Here is an 18,554-nt window from a genome sequence, read left to right on the forward strand (position 1 = left end):
AATAATGAAAGAACCAAAGCTTCATGAGAGTGTTTTTATCGCGGACGGCGCGAAAGTGCTGGGCGATGTGGTGATGGGGGAGGATTCCTCGGTGTGGTACAATGCGGTGATCCGGGCGGATAATGCGCGGGTGACCATTGGAAAACAGACGAATATCCAGGACGGGGCGATCATTCATGTGGATCCGGACAGTCCGGTGAACATCGGAGATGGCGTGGTGGTGGGCCATGGAGCCATCATCCATGCATGCACGGTGGGAGATCATTCCCCTAGTGGGCATGGGAGCCATCATCCTCAATGATGCTGTGATCGGAAAAGACTGCCTCATCGGCGCCGGGGCGCTGGTGACCGGCGGTACGGTGATCCCGGATGGCATGCTGGTGCTGGGAAGCCCGGCAAAGGCGATCCGACCGGTAACGGAGGCGGAAAAAGCAGATATCCGGGAAAGTGCCGAAGGGTATGCCGCAGAGGCAAGACAGATGAAAGCGGAGCAGAAGAACTGAAAATAGATTCTATTGAAAAGAAAATGCCCGAAAAAATAAAACAAATACAAAAAAGAACAGCGACATCGGACAAACTGATGAAAATATGCCAGATGATATTGCTGTTCTTTTTTGTTGCAATCTATTTCGAAGAAATTATTCACAGAGGCTTTACGCTTCAGCAGTTTCCTCCGCCTGGCAGGGACAGACCTTCCCGGCAGCCTCTTCTCTTGGCAGCAGTTGATCGAAGAATTCATAGGCCTGGAATGCGGAGCGGATGTCCAGACATTTCTGTTCCAGGGCAGCAGCTTCCGGTGCGCGGTTGGGCAGGATGACATCCACCAGCTCTTCATAAGTGACCTTAATGCCGCTGGCCCGCAGAGCTTCTGTGGCAGGAATACTTATGATTTCTGCAAAGAGTTCCCGGATACCTCCGTAACAAAGAAGCAGTGCGTCGGCGCGGCCGATGCGGTGGGCGGCTGCAACGGTGCCGGACAGGCTGTTTTTGTCTTCGCGCAGCTTGTTCAGCAGCAGGCCGGTGTGGTAATCGGCTTCTTCCCAGGTGGAATTCACCCCCATGGCGACGAAGGTCAGTTCTTTGGTTTTGAGCTCATTTTTTGCATTTTCGATGGTGTTCATAGTCATAGCCCCTCTCTTGGTGAAAATAGAATAGATAAGATTAATAATTTTTTAACGAAATTGCTTTCCACATTTTATATCTTGCGTTTGCGAATAAATTCGTGTAAAATGTGTTTAAAACAAATCCTTATGTAATATATTAAACCACCTTTTAAAAGTAAAATCAATACCTTTCAGGTGGAAAAATGTTAAAATATTAACATTGGCGTGAGTGAACGGAAATTGTACCACTGACCAGACAGACATCCAAGGAGAACAAAGAATCATATGATAAGCAATGACGCGACAATTTTGAATATCAAACATGAAGTGCTGTATGAGGTGGCGAAGCTGGCCTTTGCCGGGACGCTGGAGGAGCGAAAGGAGGAGCTTCCTTTTGAGATGATCCCGGGGCCGAAGGCGCGGTTTCGCTGCTGTGTGTATAAGGAGCGGGAGGTGATCCGGCAGCGGATCGCGCTGGCGGAAGGAAAGCCGCCGCTGGGTAAGCAGTCGGACAATATTGTACAGGTCATTGACGCGGCCTGCGAGGACTGTCCGATCTCCCGGTTTGTGGTGACGGATAACTGCCAGAAATGTATGGGAAAGGCCTGCCAGCAGTCGTGCCGCTTTGATGCCATCGAGATGGGGCGGGAGCGGGCGCACATCGATCCAGCCAAATGTAAGGAGTGTGGCAAATGTGCCCAGGCGTGCCCGTATAATGCCATTGCCGATCTGATCCGGCCCTGCCGCAGGAGCTGTCCGGTGGATGCCATCAAGATCCACCCGGAGACGGGGCTGGCGACCATCGACGAGAGCCGTTGCATCAACTGCGGGGCCTGCATCCACCGGTGCCCCTTTGGCGCCATCAGTTCCCGGTCGTTTATCGTGGACGTGATCCGAGCAATCACCGGCGGTAAGCGGGTGATCGCACTGGTGGCACCTGCCACGGAAGGGCAGTTCGGCCCGGGGATCACGATGCAGAGCTGGCGCACGGCCCTGCAAAAGGCAGGTTTTACGGATATGGTAGAGGTGGCCCTGGGGGCGGATCTGACGGCGGCGTCGGAGGCGGAAGAGTGGGCGGAGGCCTATGCGAAAGGGGGAGGAAGAAGACCACCTCCTGCTGTCCGGCCTTTGTGAGCATGGTGCGCAAGCTTTACCCGCAGCTGGCGGGGCATTTGTCGGAGACTGTTTCTCCCATGTGTGCGGTTTCCCGACTGGTGAAGGCCAAGGATCCGGAGGCGGTGACGGTGTTTATCGGCCCCTGTGTGGCCAAGAAGCAGGAAGCGGCAGAGGGAAAAGAGGGAACGGCGGATTTCGCCCTGACTTACGGGGAGATCCGGGTGATTTTGAAAGCCAAGAATGTGGAGCTGCAGCCGGAGGAAAATCAGGAGCAGCAGGCCAGCGTTTACGGCAAACGGTTTGCCAATGCAGGCGGCGTGACAAAAGCGGTGCTGCGATGCATGGAAGAGATGGGACAGCCCACGGACAAGCTGCAGGTGATGGAGTGCAACGGCGCGGCGGACTGCAAGAAAGCGCTGATGCTGTTGAAGATGGGACGGCTCCCGGCAGATTTCATCGAGGGTATGGCCTGCGAGGGCGGCTGTGTGGGCGGCCCCAGCAGTCATATGGCCATTGCCGGATTCCAGAAGGAGCGCAACGCCCAGATCGCCCAGGCGGATGACCGGGGCATTCATGAAAATCTGGCACACTACGATTCTGTTGTGATGCATTGAGGATGGAATATACAAAATGCAGGAACATGCGACGTCGGATCTGGCAGAAGAAACAGAAGATCAGGACACACAAAAAACCTCTCGGAGACTCTTTTCACAGAATCCCCGGGAGGTTTTTTGCTCATACAGAGCGGGTTCCAGCGCCTTTCTTCTACGGATGAGCAAGCCCATGTGGAGACAGATGCCGGAACCCTGATATATTTGTTTTTTCAGGAAGGATTTATTTCTCTTTGTTAGCCTCTGCGACAGCGGCCATTTTCATGGCACGAACCTTTAACGGCAGGCCGAACAGGTTGATGAAGCCTTCTGCGTCGTGGTGGTCGTACAGATCGCCGGTGGTGAAGCTTGCCAGGCTCTCATTGTACAGGGAGTACGGAGAGGTGGTGCCAGCTTTGATGATGTTGCCTTTGTAGAGCTTGAATTTTACTTCGCCGGTGACATACTGCTGGGTGGACTCTACGAAAGCCTGTACAGCCTCGCGGAGCGGTGTGAACCATTTTCCTTCATATACGATGCTGGCAAATTTGCTGCCCATGTCTTTCTTTACGGCGTAGGTGTCGCGGTCAAGGATAAGCTCTTCCAGCTGCTGATGCGCCTCCATGAGGATGGTTCCGCCAGGGGTCTCATAGACACCGCGGGATTTCATGCCGACCACACGGTTTTCTACGATATCTACGATGCCGATGCCGTGCTTACCGCCCAGCTCGTTTAATTTCCTGATGATATCGGAAAGCTTCATTTTTTCGCCGTTGATGGCGGTAGCCACACCTTTTTCAAAGGAAAGGGTCACATATTCGCCCTCATCGGGTGCTTTTTCCGGGGTCACACCCAGAACTAACAGGTGATCGTAGTTGGGCTCGTTGGCCGGATCCTCCAGCTCCAGACCCTCATGGCTGATGTGCCACAGGTTGCGGTCACGGCTGTAGCTGGAATCTGCGGAGAACGGAAGATGAATGCCGTGCTGGTGGCAGTACTCGATCTCATCTTCACGGGACTGCATTTTCCATGTCTCGTTGCAGCGCCAGGGAGCGATGATCTTCAGATCGGGAGCCAGTGCCTTGATGCCCAGCTCGAAACGTACCTGGTCGTTTCCTTTACCGGTAGCGCCGTGGCAGATGGCAACAGCACCTTCTTTGCGGGCGATCTCCACCAGCTTCTTGGCGATCAGCGGACGTGCCATGGAAGTACCCAGCAGGTATTTGTTTTCGTAGATGGCGTTGGCCTGTACGCAGGGAGCGATGTACTCGTCAGCGAACTCGTCGATGACATCTAAGATGTAGCATTTGCAGGCACCTGTGGAGAGCGCACGCTCTTCCAGGCCTTCGGTCTCTTTGCCCTGTCCCACGTCGATACAGCAGCAAACCACATCATAGTCATAATTTTCTTTTAACCACGGGATGATGGCGGTGGTGTCCAGTCCGCCGGAATATGCGAGAATAACTTTTTCTTTCATAATAATGAGCCTCCTGAAATATATTTTTTTCTTTTGTTTTTGGATTTGTTTTTCAAGCGATGTCATTACTATACACCCTGATTAATAAATATGCAAGTATAAATTTGCATAAAATACAAATTATTTTTCAGCTATACTTAAGAAAATAAAATTAATGGTTGCATATTATTCTGATTAATTGTATAATTATGCAAACGAACAACGAGAAAGATGTATAAAGAGAAGAAAGGAGTATTCATGATGATAAAAGCAGGCATCATCGGTGCCACCGGTTATGCGGGCGGCGAGATCGTACGGATTCTGGCAAACCATCCGGATGTGGAGGTTGTCTGGTACGGTTCCAGAAGCTATATAGATAAGAAATATGCGGATGTATTTTCCAATATGTTCCAGATCGTGGAGGGCAAGTGCCTGGATGATAACATGGAAGAGCTGGCAGAGCAGGCGGATGTGATCTTCACCGCCACACCCCAGGGACTGTGCGCTTCCTTATTAACAGAGGATATTTTGAAAAAAACGAAGGTCATCGACCTGAGCGCGGATTTCCGTATCAAGGACGTGGCTACCTATGAAAAATGGTACAAGATCCAGCACGCCAGCCCCCAGTTTATCGGTGAAGCGGTTTACGGGCTGTGCGAGATCAACCGGGAGCAGGTAAAACAGGCGCGCCTTGTGGCGAACCCGGGCTGTTATCCCACCTGTTCCACCCTTTCTATTTATCCTTTATTAAAGGAAGGGATGATCGATCCGTCTACCATCATCATTGATGCAAAGTCGGGGACATCCGGCGCGGGAAGAGGCGCCAAGGTGGATAACCTGTTCTGCGAGGTGAACGAGAACATCAAGGCTTACGGCGTGGCGGGACACCGGCACACCCCGGAGATCGAGGAGCAGCTGTCCTATGCGGCGGGAAAACCGGTGCTGATCAATTTTACGCCGCATCTGGTGCCCATGAACCGTGGCATCCTCATCACGGCTTACGCTTCCCTGACTGGCGATTTTTCCTATGAAGAGGTAAAAGCAGCCTATGACAAATATTATCAGGATGAGTTTTTTGTCCGGGTGCTGGATAAGGACGTGTGCCCCCAGACGAAATGGGTGGAGGGCAGCAACTATGTGGATGTGAATTTTAAAATCGATCCGCGGACTCATCGGGTGATCATGATGGGTGCCATGGATAATCTGGTAAAAGGAGCGGCCGGGCAGGCGGTGCAGAATATGAATCTGATGTTTGGGCTGGAGGAGACGAAGGGACTGAAACTGGTTCCCATGTTCCCGTAGCAGCCGGAAAAAAGAGGTGACCGAAATGATACGACCAATGACAATGGAGGATTTTGAGGAAGTACATGCCCTGTGGATGGGCATTCACGGATTTGGTATCCGCAGCATCGACGATGCCAGAGAGGGTGTGGAGCGTTTTTTGCGAAGAAATCCTGACACCAGCGTGGTGGCGGTGGAGGACGGCAAAATCGTGGGAAGCATTTTGTGCGGTCATGACGGTCGAAGAGGATGTTTTTACCACGTGTGTGTGGCGGAACAGTACCGGAAACAGGGCATCGGAAAGGCCATGGCCATCGCCGCCATGGAAGCGCTCCGCCGGGAAAAAATCAGCAGCGTGACGCTCATCGCCTTCAAGGACAACGAGGTGGGCAATTCCTTCTGGAAGGGCGTGGGCTGGACATTCCGGGATGATCTGAACTATTATGATTTTATCTTAAATGAAGAAAACATTACGGCGTTTAATAAGTAGAATGGATTACAGAGTCAAAAGATCAGAACCTATTGTGCTTGTACCATTGTGGGGGAAAGATTTTGAGACAAGTTTCGACATGAGCATAAAATGATTTGGATTGCTCTGTATCCGAAAGAAACTGCCAGTGGCAGATTCTGCAGGTAATTCATGAAAAGAGTAGGAGGAGAAAATAATGAAAAAAATCGAAGGCAGTGTGACCGCAGCAAAAGGCTTTCTGGCAGCAGGAACCGAGGCCGGTATCAAATATCAGAACCGCAAGGATATGGCAATGATCTACAGTGAGGTGCCTTGTATTCTGGCAGGCACGTTTACCACCAATCTGGTGAAGGCAGCGCCGGTGCTGTGGGATAAAAAGATCGTAAAGGAGTCCCCTTACGGACAGGCAGTGGTGATCAATTCCGGCATTGCCAATGCCTGCACGGGCAAGGAGGGATTTGCTTACTGTGAAAAAACGGCCCAGGTGGCTTCGGAGGTGTTGCATATTCCCGAATCTTCCGTTCTCTGTGCTTCCACCGGCGTCATCGGTATGCAGATTCCCTTTGATAAATTAGAGGCAGGCATCCGTGATCTGTCCACCAAGCTGGGCGGCGGCCAGGAGAAGGCCCACGATGCGGCCTGCGCCATCATGACCACGGACACCATGGCAAAAGAGGTAGCGCTGCAGGTGGAGATCGGCGGCAAGACCGTGACCATCGGCGGCATGAGCAAGGGCTCCGGCATGATCCATCCGAATATGTGCACCATGCTGGCCTTTGTCACCACGGATGTGGATATTTCCAAGGAGCTGCTGCAGGAGGCAGTCAGCGACAGCGTGAAAGATTCCTTCAATATGATTTCCGTGGACGGCGACACCTCCACCAACGACACCCTGCTGGTGATGGCCAACGGCCAGGCAGGCAACCCGAAAATCAATAAAAAGGGCGCGGACTATGACACCTTCAAGGAAGCACTGGATTATGTGAATATGACGCTGGCGAAGATGATGGCCGGAGACGGAGAGGGCGCCACCGCCCTGTTTGAGGTAAAAGTTGTGCACGCGGACACGAAGGAACATGCGGCAGTCATCGCCAAATCCGTCATCACCTCTTCTCTGACGAAGGCGGCCATTTTTTGGACATGACGCCAACTGGGGCAGGATTCTGTGCGCTATGGGGTATTCCGGTGCCCAGTTCGATCCCGAGGCCGTGGAACTCTGGTTTGAGAGCAAGGCTGGCAAGATCCTCATTTACAAGGATGGTGTGGCTGCGGATTACAGCGAGGAGGAAGCAACAAAGATTCTCTCCGAGCCTGAGGTGACGGTCATCGCAGACCTGAAAATGGGCGAGGCAGAGGCGACGGCCTGGGGCTGTGACCTGACCTACGATTACGTGAAGATCAATGCGGATTATCGTTCTTAAGAGGAGGATGAAAAAATGGAAAACGGCATGCACGAATGGATGCAGAAAGCGGAGGTGCTCATCGAGGCGCTCCCCTATATTCAGCGGTTTAACCGGAAGATCATTGTGGTAAAATACGGCGGCAGCGCCATGGTGGATGAAAATATCAAGAAAAACGTCATCAAGGATGTAACCCTGTTGAAACTGGTTGGATTTAAGCCCATCATTGTCCACGGCGGCGGCAAGGAGATCAGCCGGTGGGTGGGCAAGGTAGGCATGGAAGCCCAGTTTGTCAACGGCCTGCGGGTGACGGATGCGGACACCATGGAAATCGCGGAGATGGTGCTGAACAAGGTAAACAAAGGTCTGGTACAGATGGTGGAAGAGCTGGGTGTCCGGGCAGTCGGCATCAGCGGAAAGGACGGCGGCCTTCTGCATGTACAGAAGCGCTATTCTGACGGCAAAGACATCGGCTATGTGGGCGAGATCACCCAGGTGCACCCGGAGGTGCTCTATGACCTGCTGGAAAAAGATTTCCTGCCCATCGTGTGCCCCATCGGTATGGACGACAACTACGATACATACAACATCAATGCGGACGACGCAGCCTGCGCCATTGCCCGGGCGGTGAAAGCCGAGAAGCTGGCTTTCCTCACCGATATCGAGGGCGTTTACAAGGATCCGGCGGACAAGAGCACGCTGATCTCCGAGCTGCATGTGTCGGAGGCCAAGGAGCTCATCGGTCAGGGCTACATTGGTGGCGGCATGCTGCCCAAGCTGAACAACTGCATTGATGCCATCGAAAACGGTGTTTCCCGGGTACATATCCTGGACGGACGGATTTTACACTGTCTGCTTCTGGAAATCTTCACAAACAAAGGAATCGGCACCGCCATTTTAGGCGAAGGGGAGGGAAAATACTATCATGAAGAGCAGTGAATATCAAAGCCGGGCGGAGCAGGTGGTGCTCCACACGTATAATCGTTTCCCTGTGGTGCTGGATCACGGCAAGGGCGTGCGGCTGTATGATGTAGACGGCAACGAATATCTGGATTTCGGCGCAGGCATTGCGGTGTGTGCGCTGGGGTACGGCGATCTGGATTATGAGGAAGCACTGAAAAATCAGATCGGCAAACTGCTGCATACGTCCAATCTCTATTACAATGTGCCTGCCATGGAAGCCGGGGAAAAGCTGGTGAAGGCCAGCGGCCTGAGCAAGGTATTTTTCACCAACAGCGGCACGGAAGCCATTGAGGGCGCCATCAAGGCAGCCCGGAAATATGCCTACAACAAGGACGGCTGCACCGATCATGAGATCATTGCCATGAACCAGTCCTTCCACGGAAGAACCATGGGCGCCCTGTCTGTCACCGGCAATCCCCATTATCAGGAGCCTTTCAAGCCTCTCATCGGTGGCATCAAATTCGCAGATTTCAACGATTTTGACAGTGTGAAGGCCCAGGTGACGGACAAAACCTGCGCCATCCTGCTGGAAACCGTCCAGGGCGAGGGCGGCATTTACCCGGCAGAACCGGCATTTTTAAAGGCGGTGGGCGACCTCTGCGCAGAAAAAGATATCCTGCTGATCCTGGACGAGATCCAGTGCGGCATGGGCAGAATCGGCGCCATGTTTGCCTGGCAGGACTACGGCGTGAAGCCGGACATCATGACCTGCGCTAAGGCGCTGGGCTGCGGCGTGCCGGTGGGGGCGTTTGTGCTGGGAGAAAAGGCGGCGGCTTCCTCTCTGGAGCCCGGCGATCACGGCACCACCTACGGCGGCAACCCTTTTGTGTGCGCAGCCGTCAGCAAGGTGTTTGATTTATTCGAAGAGAAAAAACTGGTGGATCATGTGAAAGCGCTGACTCCGTATCTGGAGCAGAAGCTGGACGAGCTGGTGACATCCCACGATTGTCTTGCCGCCCGTCGGGGCAAGGGCTTCATGCAGGGCCTGGTGGTGACCGGCAAACCGGTGGGCCAGGTGGTGAAAAAAGCACTGGACAATGGTCTCATCGTCATGTCTGCCGGGGCAGATGTGATCCGGCTGGTGCCGCCGCTTGTCATTGAAAAGAGCGATATCGACGAGATGGCGGAAAAATTAGGGAAAGCGCTGGAAGACTAACCCAAAGGCGAGGGCTTGTCATTCCCTGTTTTATATGGTAAAATTGCTTGTAATATTTTTGTAATAATTTGGAAATGTTTACAGGAGAATACCATATGAAACGAGGAGTGACAGGTCTTTTTTTGCTATTGGCGACTGCCTGTGTGGTGGGCGGCTGCGGCGCAAAGAAGGATGCCCAGATAGATGCGTCTGCCCAGGCGGCAGAAGGTGACGCCGCAGAGGAAACGGCGGATACGCAGACAGATACAGAAAGTACGGACGGTGAGGGCACAGACAGTGCCGGGAGCGGCCAGGATGCCCAGACCGGAAATGCCGGAGACGGGGCAGGCGGCAGCTCTGCGGACGGAACGACGGGGGAAGAGGCCCAGCCGGTGTCGCTGACGCTTTGGTACACCCAGCCGGAGCTGGAGGCGTATTTTACCCAGGCGGCAGCAGACTACGAGGCCCAGACCGGCAATTCGGTGACGGCGGTGCAGGTGCCTGCTTTGGATTACATTGAGGCCATCAACGATGCCAGCGTGAAAGACGGGGATTACCCGGATCTTTTTGTGGCAACGCCGGATCTTCTGGAGAAGGCCAAGCTGGCCGGGCTGACCCAGCGGGCCAACGGGGACATCTGTTCGGCAGACAATTTCAGTGAGAAAGCGCTGACGGCAGTCACCTATAAGGATGAAAAAATCGCCTATCCTTTTTATGCGGACACCAGTGTGCTCGTCTACAATGAGAATTATGTGAGCGAGGCGCCGGGCAGCATCGAGGATATCCAGAATTTCTCGGAGAATTTCGAGGGAGACGGCCAGATCCAGGATATTTTTGTGTGGAACGTCAATGATATTTTCGTGGACTTTTTCACCATTGGCAATTATGTGAATCTGGGCGGTACCGCCGGTGACCGGGTGCAGGAAATGACGCTGAACAGCGAGGAGATCCGCAACTGTCTGACGGTTTATCAGGAGCTGAGCCAGTTCTTTGCCATCGACCGGTCGGCGGTGAGCGAAAATCAGATCGTACAGGATTTTGCAGACGGCAAGATCGTGTATGCCATCGTCCGGGACGACTCCATTCAGAAGCTGGACGAGTTGCTGGCGGACGGCCAGTTTTCCTACGGGGTGGCGCCGGTGCCGGATCTGAATAGCGAGCTTGTGGTGCGGCCGCTGTCTATCACCCATTCTTTGGTGGTAAACGGTTATACGAAGCATCCGGCGGCAGCAGATGCCCTGGCAGGGTATCTTACCGTCACGGCAGCGGACAGTCTGTACGAGCAGACAGGGAACATTCCGGTGAAAAATAATGTGACCTTTGCCAACGAAAAGCTGCCTGTGGTGCGTGCCCAGTATGAGGAGGCCGTGGAGGTGCCGAAGATCATGCAGATGAGCAGCTACTGGCTGCTGATGGAGTCAGTATTTTCTGACATCTGGACCGGTGCGGACGTAACAGAGCGCATGGCTGAGGCGGAGAGCTCCATGCTGACGGCACTGGGGCAGTAATAGAGAGAATAAGAAAGCGCCTATTGGAAATACTAAGTACTATAGTAAAATCCAGGAGGCGGCTTTATGTGGGGCATTGTGACAGCACTGATTTCCGGTGCACTGATGAGCATTCAGGGCGTATTTAATACAGAAGTGACAGATCATACAAGCATATGGGTATCCAGCAGCTGGGTACAGGCTACGGCGCTGATCGTCTGTCTTGCGGCATGGTGTTTTACCGGTCGGCAGTCCTTTGGAGGGCTGTGGACGGTAAGACCCTGGTATATGCTGCTGGGCGGCGCGATCGGCGCTTTTATCACGTATACGGTCATCCGCAGCATGGACACCCTGGGGCCTGCCCGGGCGGTGATGCTCATTGTCATTGCCCAGCTTCTTGTGGCGTATGTCATCGAGCTTCTGGGGCTTTTCGGTGTGGAAAAACAGCCGCTGGAATGGCGGAAGGTCATCGGCATGGGCATGGCCATCGTTGGCGTGATTATTTTCAAATGGAACTAAAATCGCTATTGTAAACAGGGCGGATATCCGATACAATAGAAGACAGCATAACAGAGGAATCCGGCGGTCTGCCGCGGGAGATTATGCGGGAAAAGAAAAACAACAGAAAAACGAGCCGGAGAGGGCAAAGAAAAGCTGCATGGACGTATTTTTGTGTGATAGCCATGCTGCTTTTGTGCGCCTGCGGGAAAAAGAGCGAGGTCTGGGAGACGGACGGTGCCGGGCTGTTGCAGATGGAAACGCCGGAGGACGGTGAGAAAATCGTGGAAAAAGGCAGGGAAGTTGTGGCAAACGGTGAAAAAGTCACGAAGGACAGCGGAGCATCTGCGGAAGTATCCGAAAGAGATTCGGAAGGCCTAGAGGCGGATCAGACTACGGAAAGTGATAAAGAATATTCGACGGTGATTGCAGATAGTGAGAATGATCAGCAGTCAACAAGAAATGCCGATGGTGCAAAGCACTCAGAGCAGGTGGACAGTTCATCTTCTGAAATAGAAAATTCCGTGTCGATTTCACAGATTTACGTCTATATCTGCGGTGCGGTCGTTACCCCGGATGTCTATGCCCTGCCGGAGGGCAGCCGGGTGTACGAGGCGGTGCAGCTGGCCGGAGGGCTCGCAGACGATGCGGACGCCGACCAGGTGAATCTGGCGGTGGTGTTATCCGATGGGCAGAAGGTGCGCATCCCCCGAAAAGGGGAGAAGCTTTCCGCAGCGCAGATGCTGTCGGATGGAAGTGCTGGGATCTATGGCGGTTCCTATGGAGCAGAATCTTGGGACACAGGGGTGTCTGATGGCGGATCTGACGGAATGGGAAGCACAGTCAGAGGCGCTGGAAGCGGTGTGGCCGGAAGCGGCGGCCTGGTGAACATCAATACCGCCGGAAAGGAAGCGCTGATGACGTTGAGTGGTATCGGCAGTACCCGGGCGGAGGCGATCATTCGGTACCGGGAAATCCACGGGGCGTTTCAGAGTCCCCGGGATCTTTTGAAAGTAAGTGGCATTAAAGAGAAGACCTATGAGAAGATCAAAGGTCAGATTTCGATAGAATAATGAGGTGGAGATATGGCAAAGAAAGTGCTGGTTGTCGATGATGAGAAGCTGATCGTAAAAGGACTGCGGTTCAGCCTGGAACAGGAAGGAATGGAAGTGGACTGCGCTTACGACGGAGAGGAAGCGCTGGACAAAGCGAAAGAGAAGGAGTACGACATCATCCTTCTGGATGTGATGCTGCCGAAGCAGGACGGTTTTGCCGTGTGCCAGCAGATCCGGGAGTTTTCTTCCGTGCCCATCATTATGCTGACCGCCCGGGGAGAGGATATGGATAAGATCCTGGGACTGGAATACGGCGCCGACGACTACATAACGAAGCCATTCAACATTCTGGAAGTGAAAGCCCGGATCAAGGCGATCATGCGCCGGATGGCAGTGAAACAGCAGAAGGAAGAGCACAACAGCAAGGTGCTGGTGACCGGCGATCTGAAGCTGGATCTGGAGAGCCGCCGGGTTTACATTGCGGGCAAAGAGATCAATCTCACCGCCAAGGAATTCGATGTGCTGGAGCTGCTGCTGACCAACCCCAACAAGGTGTACAGCCGGGAAAATCTGCTGAATCTTGTGTGGGGCTACGAGTATCCCGGCGATGTGCGTACGGTAGATGTTCATATCCGAAGACTGCGGGAGAAGATCGAGAGCAATCCCAGCGAACCGAAGTACGTGCATACCAAGTGGGGAGTAGGGTACTATTTCCAGGTTTAAGGGCGGCAGGGGCCTTCTCGCCAGAAACTATCTGAAGAACAGCTATTTTCAGAGTCTTCGGTTCCGGCTGCTTCTCTGTTTTCTGGTGATCGGCATTGTACCGCTCATTCTTTTAAAAACAATCATGCTGAATGTGTATGAATCCCGGGCAGTGGAGCTGCGCCAGATGGAGCTCCAGGAGCAGTGCCGGATCATCAACAATCAGCTGACGGCCTGTGGCTATATGGACAATCCGGGTTCGGAAGTGATGGACGCGGAGCTTTTGCAGTTCTCCAATATTTATGATGGCCGGGTGCTGATCATCGACAGCAGTCTGCAGATCATCAAGGACACCTATCTGCTGGAAGAGGGGAAAACCGTCGTTTCCGCTGAGGTGATCCGTGGTTTTCAGGGGATGGGCACCACCAATTATTCCAGACGGCATAAATACGTGGAGGTGACGGCACCGGTGAAGGAAGCGGACGGCACCATTTCCGGCGTGATCCTCGTGAGTGCGTCAGTGGACAGCCTGCTGCGCATCCGGGACACCCTGCAGACCAAGGGCATGCTCATCCAGCTGGCGCTGGCGGCGGTGATCGTCGTGCTGTCGGTGGCGGCTTCTGTGGTTCTCGTGAAACCGCTGGGAAAAATCACCCATTCCATGGAAGATCTGTCGAAAGGGGATGTGGAGGAGATCGTTTCGGTTTCCGATTACACGGAGACCAAGGCCATTTCCGATGCCTATAACAATATGATCCGCCGGATCCGCAAGCAGGAGGACAGCCGTCAGGAATTTGTTTCCAACGTGTCCCATGAGCTGAAAACGCCGCTGACATCCATGAAGGTGCTGGCGGATTCCCTCACCATGCAGGGCGACCAGGTGCCGGTGGAGCTGTACCGGGAGTTTATGGAGGACATTGCGGCGGAGATCGACCGGGAAAATAAGATCATCAACGATCTGCTTTCTCTGGTAAAAATGGACAAGAAAAATGCGGACCTGAATATTCAGTCTATCAACATCAATGATTTGCTGGAGCTGATCCTGAAACGGCTGCGGCCCATCGCGGCAAAATCCGATATCGAGCTGGTGTTTGAGAGCTTCCGGCCGGTGGTGGCGGAGGTGGACGAAGTGAAACTGACGCTGGCGCTGAGCAATCTGATTGAAAATGCCATCAAATACAATGTGGAGAGCGGATGGGTGCATGTGTCGCTGAACGCGGATCACAAGTTTTTCTATGTGAAGGTGGCGGACTCCGGCATCGGTATCCCGGAGGAAGACCAGGAGCGGATCTTCGAGCGTTTTTATCGGGTGGACAAATCCCATTCCCGGGAGATCGGCGGCACAGGCCTGGGGCTTGCCATCACGAGAAATGCTATCCTCATGCACCGGGGCGCCATCAAGGTGTACAGTAAGCCCGGCGAGGGGACGACTTTCACCGTGCGGGTGCCGCTGGCGTATATCCGTTAAAACAGGCACACCCCGGATTTGAAGGGAAGGCATGATGGGAAGATGTGTTACAGTTGGTTTTGAAAGGAAAAAAATGAGACGATATTTGGCATTGTTGCTGGCGGCGCTGTTGCTTCTGGTTTCCTGCGGGAAAACGGAAGAAGCAGACCAGGGCGGCTATCAGATTTATTATGTGAATAAAGAGGGCACGGCGCTGGCCCATGAGGGGTACGAACCCCAGGCGACGGACACGGATGCCCTCATCGGGGAACTGCTGGAGCAGATGAACACGGCGCCGAAGGATGCGTCCATGAGGATCGCCAAGCCGGACGGGGTGACCATCAACGGCTACAGCGTGGAGGCGGAATTCATTTATATGGATTTCGGGCCGGAGTATCTCACCATGAACGTGGTGACGGAGGTGCTTTACCGCGCCGCGGTTGTGAAGACGCTGACCCAGATCGCGGGCATTGAGGGGGTGTCCTTCCAGGTGGCGGGCACACCGCTTTCTGACCAGAAGGGCAATGCGGTGGGCGTTATGACCGATGACAGCTTTGTGGAAAATACCGGTGAGACCATCAACGCCTACAGCCGGGATACGCTGACGCTGTATTTTGCATCGGAGGATGGCACCCATCTGCGGCAGGAGCGGGTGAACGTGGTGTACAACAGCAACATGTCCATGGAGAAGCTGATCATGGAGCAGCTCATCGCAGGCCCCCAGGCGGAAGGTTATCGGGCTGTGCTGCCCGCGGATGTGACGGTGCTGAGCATCAGCGTAACGGATGGCACCTGCTACGTGAATTTCGACGGAAAACTGCAGAACATCGAGGCCGACATCACAGAGGATGTGGCACTGTATGCCATTGTGGATTCCCTGACCGAACTGACTTCCATTCAGCGGGTGCAGATCGCCGTCAACGGGGAGACCCAGACGGCGCTGCGGGAAAGCAGAAGACTGGATCAGTCCTATGTGCGGAATCTGGATCTGGTAGAAGAGTGAGGAGGAAAAATAGAATAGGAAGAGAGAACAATACCCGCTGGCGGTGCAGGCGGCCGCTGTGGGGGTGCAGTATCTTTCTGCTGGGCGTCTGCTTTCTTTTCCTGCTGTGGCAGGATCAAAGGGAGCGCGCGCCCGGCTGGGAGGAACGCCTGATCCCATTTACCGGCAGACAGACTGCCGTGGGAGAAATCTATTACCGGGAAACCGGATCGGAACATACCATTCTTTATGTGAAAAATGTGCATCTTGCAGATGCACCCGCAGAGGGCGGACCAAAACGGCTGCTGATCTATGCGGACAACGATTCTGTCATTTCTTATCCTGCCTTTGAAAAAGGCAGTTCTGACCAATCATCCGGTCAGCTATCCATTGGTTCTGTCGTACGGACAGAGGGGAAAATCAAATATATGGAGCACGAGACAAATCCGGGGCAGTTTGATGAGCGGACTTTTTATCGTGCCCGAGGAATTTTGTGGAAGCAGTATGCCGACGATGTACGGATCGTGGGACACACCGGCAGCTTTGATGCCTGGTTCGGAGAAGGGCTGGCTCTTTTTCGGGAAAATGCCTGCGGGCGGTTGGAAAAGCTCTTTGATTCTGACACCGCCGGGCTTTTTGCAAGCCATGCTTTTTGGTGTGAAAAATAATCTGCCTGTGGAACTGGCGGATGGTTTTTCACGGATGGGCACGGGACATCTGCTCAGTATCTCCGGTCTGCATTTTACCCTGCTCATGGGGACGCTGCACCAGGTGCTGCGAAAGCTGGCGGTGCCCATCGGGCCGGAGTTGGTGAGCGGAGAACGGAAGCTGTGCCGTAAGGAACCAGACAGAGGGCAAAGAGAGATATGTCGGAAAGTGCCGGTCAGATGTCAAAAGAGGATGCGTTGGAAGGTGTTAGTCAGAAGTCAAAGGAAGATGCACCGCGAAAAGTCGATGAGAAAGGGGTTACGCAGGTGGGCTTGCTTGTTGTTGGTATTTGGGGCAATTTTCGCGTACATACAGATGCTGGGCGTGCGGGTATCCAGTCTGCGTGCCGGGATCATGCTTGTTCTGTTGCTGCTGGCGGAAGGACTGGGCCGCAGTTGTGACCGGGTGACAGCCTGGGGCTTCGCCGGTCTGGTGGTGCTGGTGGCGCAGCCCTGGGCGCTGCTCACCAGTGGTTTCTGGCTGTCTTTTGGCGCCACCGGTGCGGTGATCATGGCGCTGGAATGGCAGGAGGAGCAGAAACGGCGGGAAAAAGAGGCGGAACTGCTGGAACGGCGAAGACCACTGCCGAAGGAAGGAGAAATCCTGGGTTCGAAAGATCCGTTACCAAAAGAAAGTGGGATAGCAGAGCGGAGAAAGCTGTTGCGTTCGATGAAGAAGGTGTTGGGAGAACGACAAGCGGCTCTGGTAAAAGATCGGATGTGGGTAGGAAACCCGGACGTAAAGCCAGATAAGACAAGAAAGGCCTGGCGCAGCAGTCTGGGCATTCCCCTTTTCATTCAACTTGCCCTTTTGCCGCTGCAGCTGTGGTTTTTCTATGAAGTGCCTGTGTATGCGCTTGTTTGGAATGTGCTGCTGGTGCCAATGGCAGGAATTTTGCTGGGCGCAGGGGTGCTGGCATTGCTTGTCAGTGGACTTCTGGATCTGGCAGGACATTTCATCGTGACTTTCAGTGTGTTTTGTCTGGGACGGTTGTTTGGAATCAGAGTGCCTGGTTTTCTGCGCATGGTTGATTTGACGTTTCAGGAATTTGGAAAAATCATGGGTGTTTTTCTCGGCGGCCCGGCAGCGACGGTGAGTGAAGTTTATCAGCTGTCCTGCAAGGTACAGCGGCTGCTTCCTGGCAGTGTATACGTGTGCGGGAAGCCGGCGCTGTGGCAGGTATTGTTCTATTATGGTGTTTTTCTGGGGGTGCTGTTGGCTGGAAGTGCGGAAAACGAAGAAGCCTTCGGAAATATGGAAAATGCGACATGGGGACAAGGCGGTTTCAGGCGTAAAAGATTGTTGAAAATATGCCTGCCCTTGTATATGGCAGCTTTTCTGTGCCTGCTTTTCTACCGGAACCGTCCGCCCTGGCAGGTGGCTTTCCTTGATGTGGGCCAGGGGGATTGTGCCGTTCTGCAGGAAGAGAGCGGCAGAACCGTGGTGATCGATTGCGGCAGCAGCGACGAGAAAGGCGTGGGGACGTATCGACTGCTGCCTTATCTGAAATATATGGGGGTGCAAAAGGTGGACGCTGTGTTTGTGTCTCATGCGGATGAAGACCATATTTCCGGTATCCGGGAACTGCTGGAGCAGACAGAGCTCCCGGTAGAACATCTGGTCTGCTATGCGGAGGCGGGAGAGAAAATGGAGCCGCTTTTGTGCCTGGCAGAAGAAAGAGAAGTGCCGGTGCTGGGGATGGCAGCGGGCAATTCCCTGCACATCGGTCAGATGCAAATGACCTGTCTGGCACCGAGTATGGGGGATATTTCATCCGATGAAAACAACCGTTCCCTGGTGCTTCTGGAAGAGCAGGAGAGCGTGCGGATGCTGTTTACCGGTGATATGGGAGAGGAGGAAGAAGGACGGCTGTTGGAGCAAATTTATCCTCTTACTGCGCAGATATTAAAGGTGGGCCATCACGGCTCTGCCACTTCCACATCGGTGCCTTTTTTGCAGGAAGTCTCTCCGGGGCTGGCGGTGATTTCCTGCGGGGAAAACAACCGTTACGGCCATCCGGCACCCGAGACAGTGGAGCGCCTTATGGAGGCAGATGTCCGCATTTATAAGACGCCGGAAAACGGGGCGGTGATCCTGCAAATAAAGCGAGGAAAGATCCGCGTGAATTGTTGGAGAAAATAAAAATTTATTGACAATATAGG

The 18,554-nt window shown here is 53.7% G+C and carries 16 protein-coding genes and 2 pseudogenes; 16 read left to right on the forward strand and 2 right to left on the reverse strand.

Annotated elements, in window-relative coordinates; genetic code table 11:
• The first annotated feature begins 4 nt into the window (after positions 1-4).
• Both RJD28_07305 and RJD28_07310 read left to right on the forward strand, forming a co-directional pair.
• Positions 5-301, forward strand: coding sequence for a gamma carbonic anhydrase family protein (locus RJD28_07305; protein ID WNV59275.1), 297 nt, complete (start codon positions 5-7; stop codon positions 299-301).
• On the forward strand, positions 279-503 hold the full coding sequence (locus RJD28_07310) for a hypothetical protein (GenBank protein ID WNV59574.1): 225 nt from the start codon (positions 279-281) through the stop codon (positions 501-503). The genes RJD28_07305 and RJD28_07310 overlap by 23 nt, the downstream gene beginning before the upstream one ends.
• Positions 504-653: 150 nt before the next feature.
• Here the strand turns inward: RJD28_07310 and RJD28_07315 are convergent, their stop codons facing one another.
• Positions 654-1,121: a DUF1893 domain-containing protein gene (locus RJD28_07315; GenBank protein WNV59276.1), complete on the reverse strand. Its 468-nt coding sequence runs from the start codon at positions 1,119-1,121 to the stop codon at positions 654-656.
• A gap of 267 nt (positions 1,122-1,388) precedes the next feature.
• Between RJD28_07315 and RJD28_07320 the strand changes: the two are divergent.
• A pseudogene (locus RJD28_07320) lies at positions 1,389-2,833 on the forward strand (4Fe-4S dicluster domain-containing protein).
• A gap of 220 nt (positions 2,834-3,053) precedes the next feature.
• Here the strand turns inward: RJD28_07320 and RJD28_07325 are convergent.
• Positions 3,054-4,286 carry an argininosuccinate synthase gene (locus tag RJD28_07325; protein ID WNV59277.1) on the reverse strand — a complete coding sequence of 411 codons (1,233 nt, stop codon included), beginning with the start codon at positions 4,284-4,286 and terminating at the stop codon, positions 3,054-3,056.
• A 240-nt stretch (positions 4,287-4,526) separates the two neighbouring features.
• Here RJD28_07325 and argC point away from each other — a divergent pair, with 240 nt between their 5' ends.
• From argC to RJD28_07390, 13 genes and pseudogenes are all read left to right on the forward strand, one after another.
• Entirely contained in the window at positions 4,527-5,567 is a 1,041-nt protein-coding gene (argC, locus tag RJD28_07330) for an N-acetyl-gamma-glutamyl-phosphate reductase (protein ID WNV59575.1), read from the forward strand.
• Between the two features lie 25 nt (positions 5,568-5,592).
• A complete protein-coding gene (locus RJD28_07335; GenBank protein WNV59278.1) occupies positions 5,593-6,036 on the forward strand; it encodes a GNAT family N-acetyltransferase in 444 nt (147 codons plus the stop codon).
• Between the two features lie 175 nt (positions 6,037-6,211).
• Positions 6,212-7,436 (forward strand): annotated as a pseudogene (gene argJ, locus RJD28_07340) (bifunctional glutamate N-acetyltransferase/amino-acid acetyltransferase ArgJ).
• Positions 7,437-7,451: 15 nt separating this feature from the next.
• A complete protein-coding gene (argB, locus tag RJD28_07345; GenBank protein ID WNV59279.1) occupies positions 7,452-8,354 on the forward strand; it encodes an acetylglutamate kinase in 903 nt (300 codons plus the stop codon).
• Positions 8,341-9,534 carry an aspartate aminotransferase family protein gene (locus RJD28_07350; GenBank protein WNV59280.1) on the forward strand — a complete coding sequence of 398 codons (1,194 nt, stop codon included), beginning with the start codon at positions 8,341-8,343 and terminating at the stop codon, positions 9,532-9,534. Before argB ends, RJD28_07350 begins: the two co-directional genes overlap by 14 nt.
• Positions 9,535-9,629: 95 nt before the next feature.
• Positions 9,630-11,021: an extracellular solute-binding protein gene (locus RJD28_07355; protein WNV59281.1), complete on the forward strand. Its 1,392-nt coding sequence runs from the start codon at positions 9,630-9,632 to the stop codon at positions 11,019-11,021.
• 66 nt (positions 11,022-11,087) lie between these two features.
• On the forward strand, positions 11,088-11,519 hold the full coding sequence (locus tag RJD28_07360) for a DMT family transporter (GenBank protein WNV59282.1): 432 nt from the start codon (positions 11,088-11,090) through the stop codon (positions 11,517-11,519).
• A 164-nt stretch (positions 11,520-11,683) separates the two neighbouring features.
• Positions 11,684-12,571 carry a helix-hairpin-helix domain-containing protein gene (locus RJD28_07365; GenBank protein ID WNV59576.1) on the forward strand — a complete coding sequence of 296 codons (888 nt, stop codon included), beginning with the start codon at positions 11,684-11,686 and terminating at the stop codon, positions 12,569-12,571.
• Between the two features lie 12 nt (positions 12,572-12,583).
• Complete coding sequence (locus tag RJD28_07370; protein ID WNV59283.1) at positions 12,584-13,276, forward strand: response regulator transcription factor; 693 nt, start codon at positions 12,584-12,586, stop codon at positions 13,274-13,276.
• Between the two features lie 124 nt (positions 13,277-13,400).
• Positions 13,401-14,723 carry a HAMP domain-containing sensor histidine kinase gene (locus RJD28_07375; GenBank protein WNV59284.1) on the forward strand — a complete coding sequence of 441 codons (1,323 nt, stop codon included), beginning with the start codon at positions 13,401-13,403 and terminating at the stop codon, positions 14,721-14,723.
• 73 nt (positions 14,724-14,796) lie between these two features.
• The gene (locus tag RJD28_07380) at positions 14,797-15,705 is read left to right on the forward strand and encodes a GerMN domain-containing protein (protein ID WNV59285.1); all 909 of its coding nucleotides are present in this window, start codon (positions 14,797-14,799) and stop codon (positions 15,703-15,705) included.
• Entirely contained in the window at positions 15,702-16,352 is a 651-nt protein-coding gene (locus RJD28_07385; GenBank protein ID WNV59286.1) for a DUF4131 domain-containing protein, read from the forward strand. The genes RJD28_07380 and RJD28_07385 overlap by 4 nt, the downstream gene beginning before the upstream one ends.
• Complete coding sequence (locus tag RJD28_07390; protein ID WNV59287.1) at positions 16,297-18,534, forward strand: ComEC/Rec2 family competence protein; 2,238 nt, start codon at positions 16,297-16,299, stop codon at positions 18,532-18,534. Before RJD28_07385 ends, RJD28_07390 begins: the two co-directional genes overlap by 56 nt.
• The last annotated feature ends 20 nt before the right edge of the window (positions 18,535-18,554 follow it).

Source organism: Oscillospiraceae bacterium NTUH-002-81 (genome assembly GCA_032620915.1).
Classification (GTDB): domain Bacteria; phylum Bacillota; class Clostridia; order Lachnospirales; family Lachnospiraceae; genus JAGTTR01.

What these genes read in the sequence shown, in the direction of transcription:
- RJD28_07305 (WNV59275.1), top strand. Translation starts at nt 5, where the DNA reads ATGAAAGAACCAAAGCTTCATGAGAGTGTTTTTATCGCGGACGGCGCG.
- RJD28_07310 (WNV59574.1), top strand. Translation starts at nt 279, where the DNA reads ATGGGAGCCATCATCCTCAATGATGCTGTGATCGGAAAAGACTGCCTC.
- RJD28_07315 (WNV59276.1), bottom strand. Translation starts at nt 1,121, where the DNA reads ATGAACACCATCGAAAATGCAAAAAATGAGCTCAAAACCAAAGAACTG.
- RJD28_07325 (WNV59277.1), bottom strand. Translation starts at nt 4,286, where the DNA reads ATGAAAGAAAAAGTTATTCTCGCATATTCCGGCGGACTGGACACCACC.
- argC (WNV59575.1), top strand. Translation starts at nt 4,527, where the DNA reads ATGATAAAAGCAGGCATCATCGGTGCCACCGGTTATGCGGGCGGCGAG.
- RJD28_07335 (WNV59278.1), top strand. Translation starts at nt 5,593, where the DNA reads ATGATACGACCAATGACAATGGAGGATTTTGAGGAAGTACATGCCCTG.
- argB (WNV59279.1), top strand. Translation starts at nt 7,452, where the DNA reads ATGGAAAACGGCATGCACGAATGGATGCAGAAAGCGGAGGTGCTCATC.
- RJD28_07350 (WNV59280.1), top strand. Translation starts at nt 8,341, where the DNA reads ATGAAGAGCAGTGAATATCAAAGCCGGGCGGAGCAGGTGGTGCTCCAC.
- RJD28_07355 (WNV59281.1), top strand. Translation starts at nt 9,630, where the DNA reads ATGAAACGAGGAGTGACAGGTCTTTTTTTGCTATTGGCGACTGCCTGT.
- RJD28_07360 (WNV59282.1), top strand. Translation starts at nt 11,088, where the DNA reads ATGTGGGGCATTGTGACAGCACTGATTTCCGGTGCACTGATGAGCATT.
- RJD28_07365 (WNV59576.1), top strand. Translation starts at nt 11,684, where the DNA reads ATGCTGCTTTTGTGCGCCTGCGGGAAAAAGAGCGAGGTCTGGGAGACG.
- RJD28_07370 (WNV59283.1), top strand. Translation starts at nt 12,584, where the DNA reads ATGGCAAAGAAAGTGCTGGTTGTCGATGATGAGAAGCTGATCGTAAAA.
- RJD28_07375 (WNV59284.1), top strand. Translation starts at nt 13,401, where the DNA reads ATGCTGAATGTGTATGAATCCCGGGCAGTGGAGCTGCGCCAGATGGAG.
- RJD28_07380 (WNV59285.1), top strand. Translation starts at nt 14,797, where the DNA reads ATGAGACGATATTTGGCATTGTTGCTGGCGGCGCTGTTGCTTCTGGTT.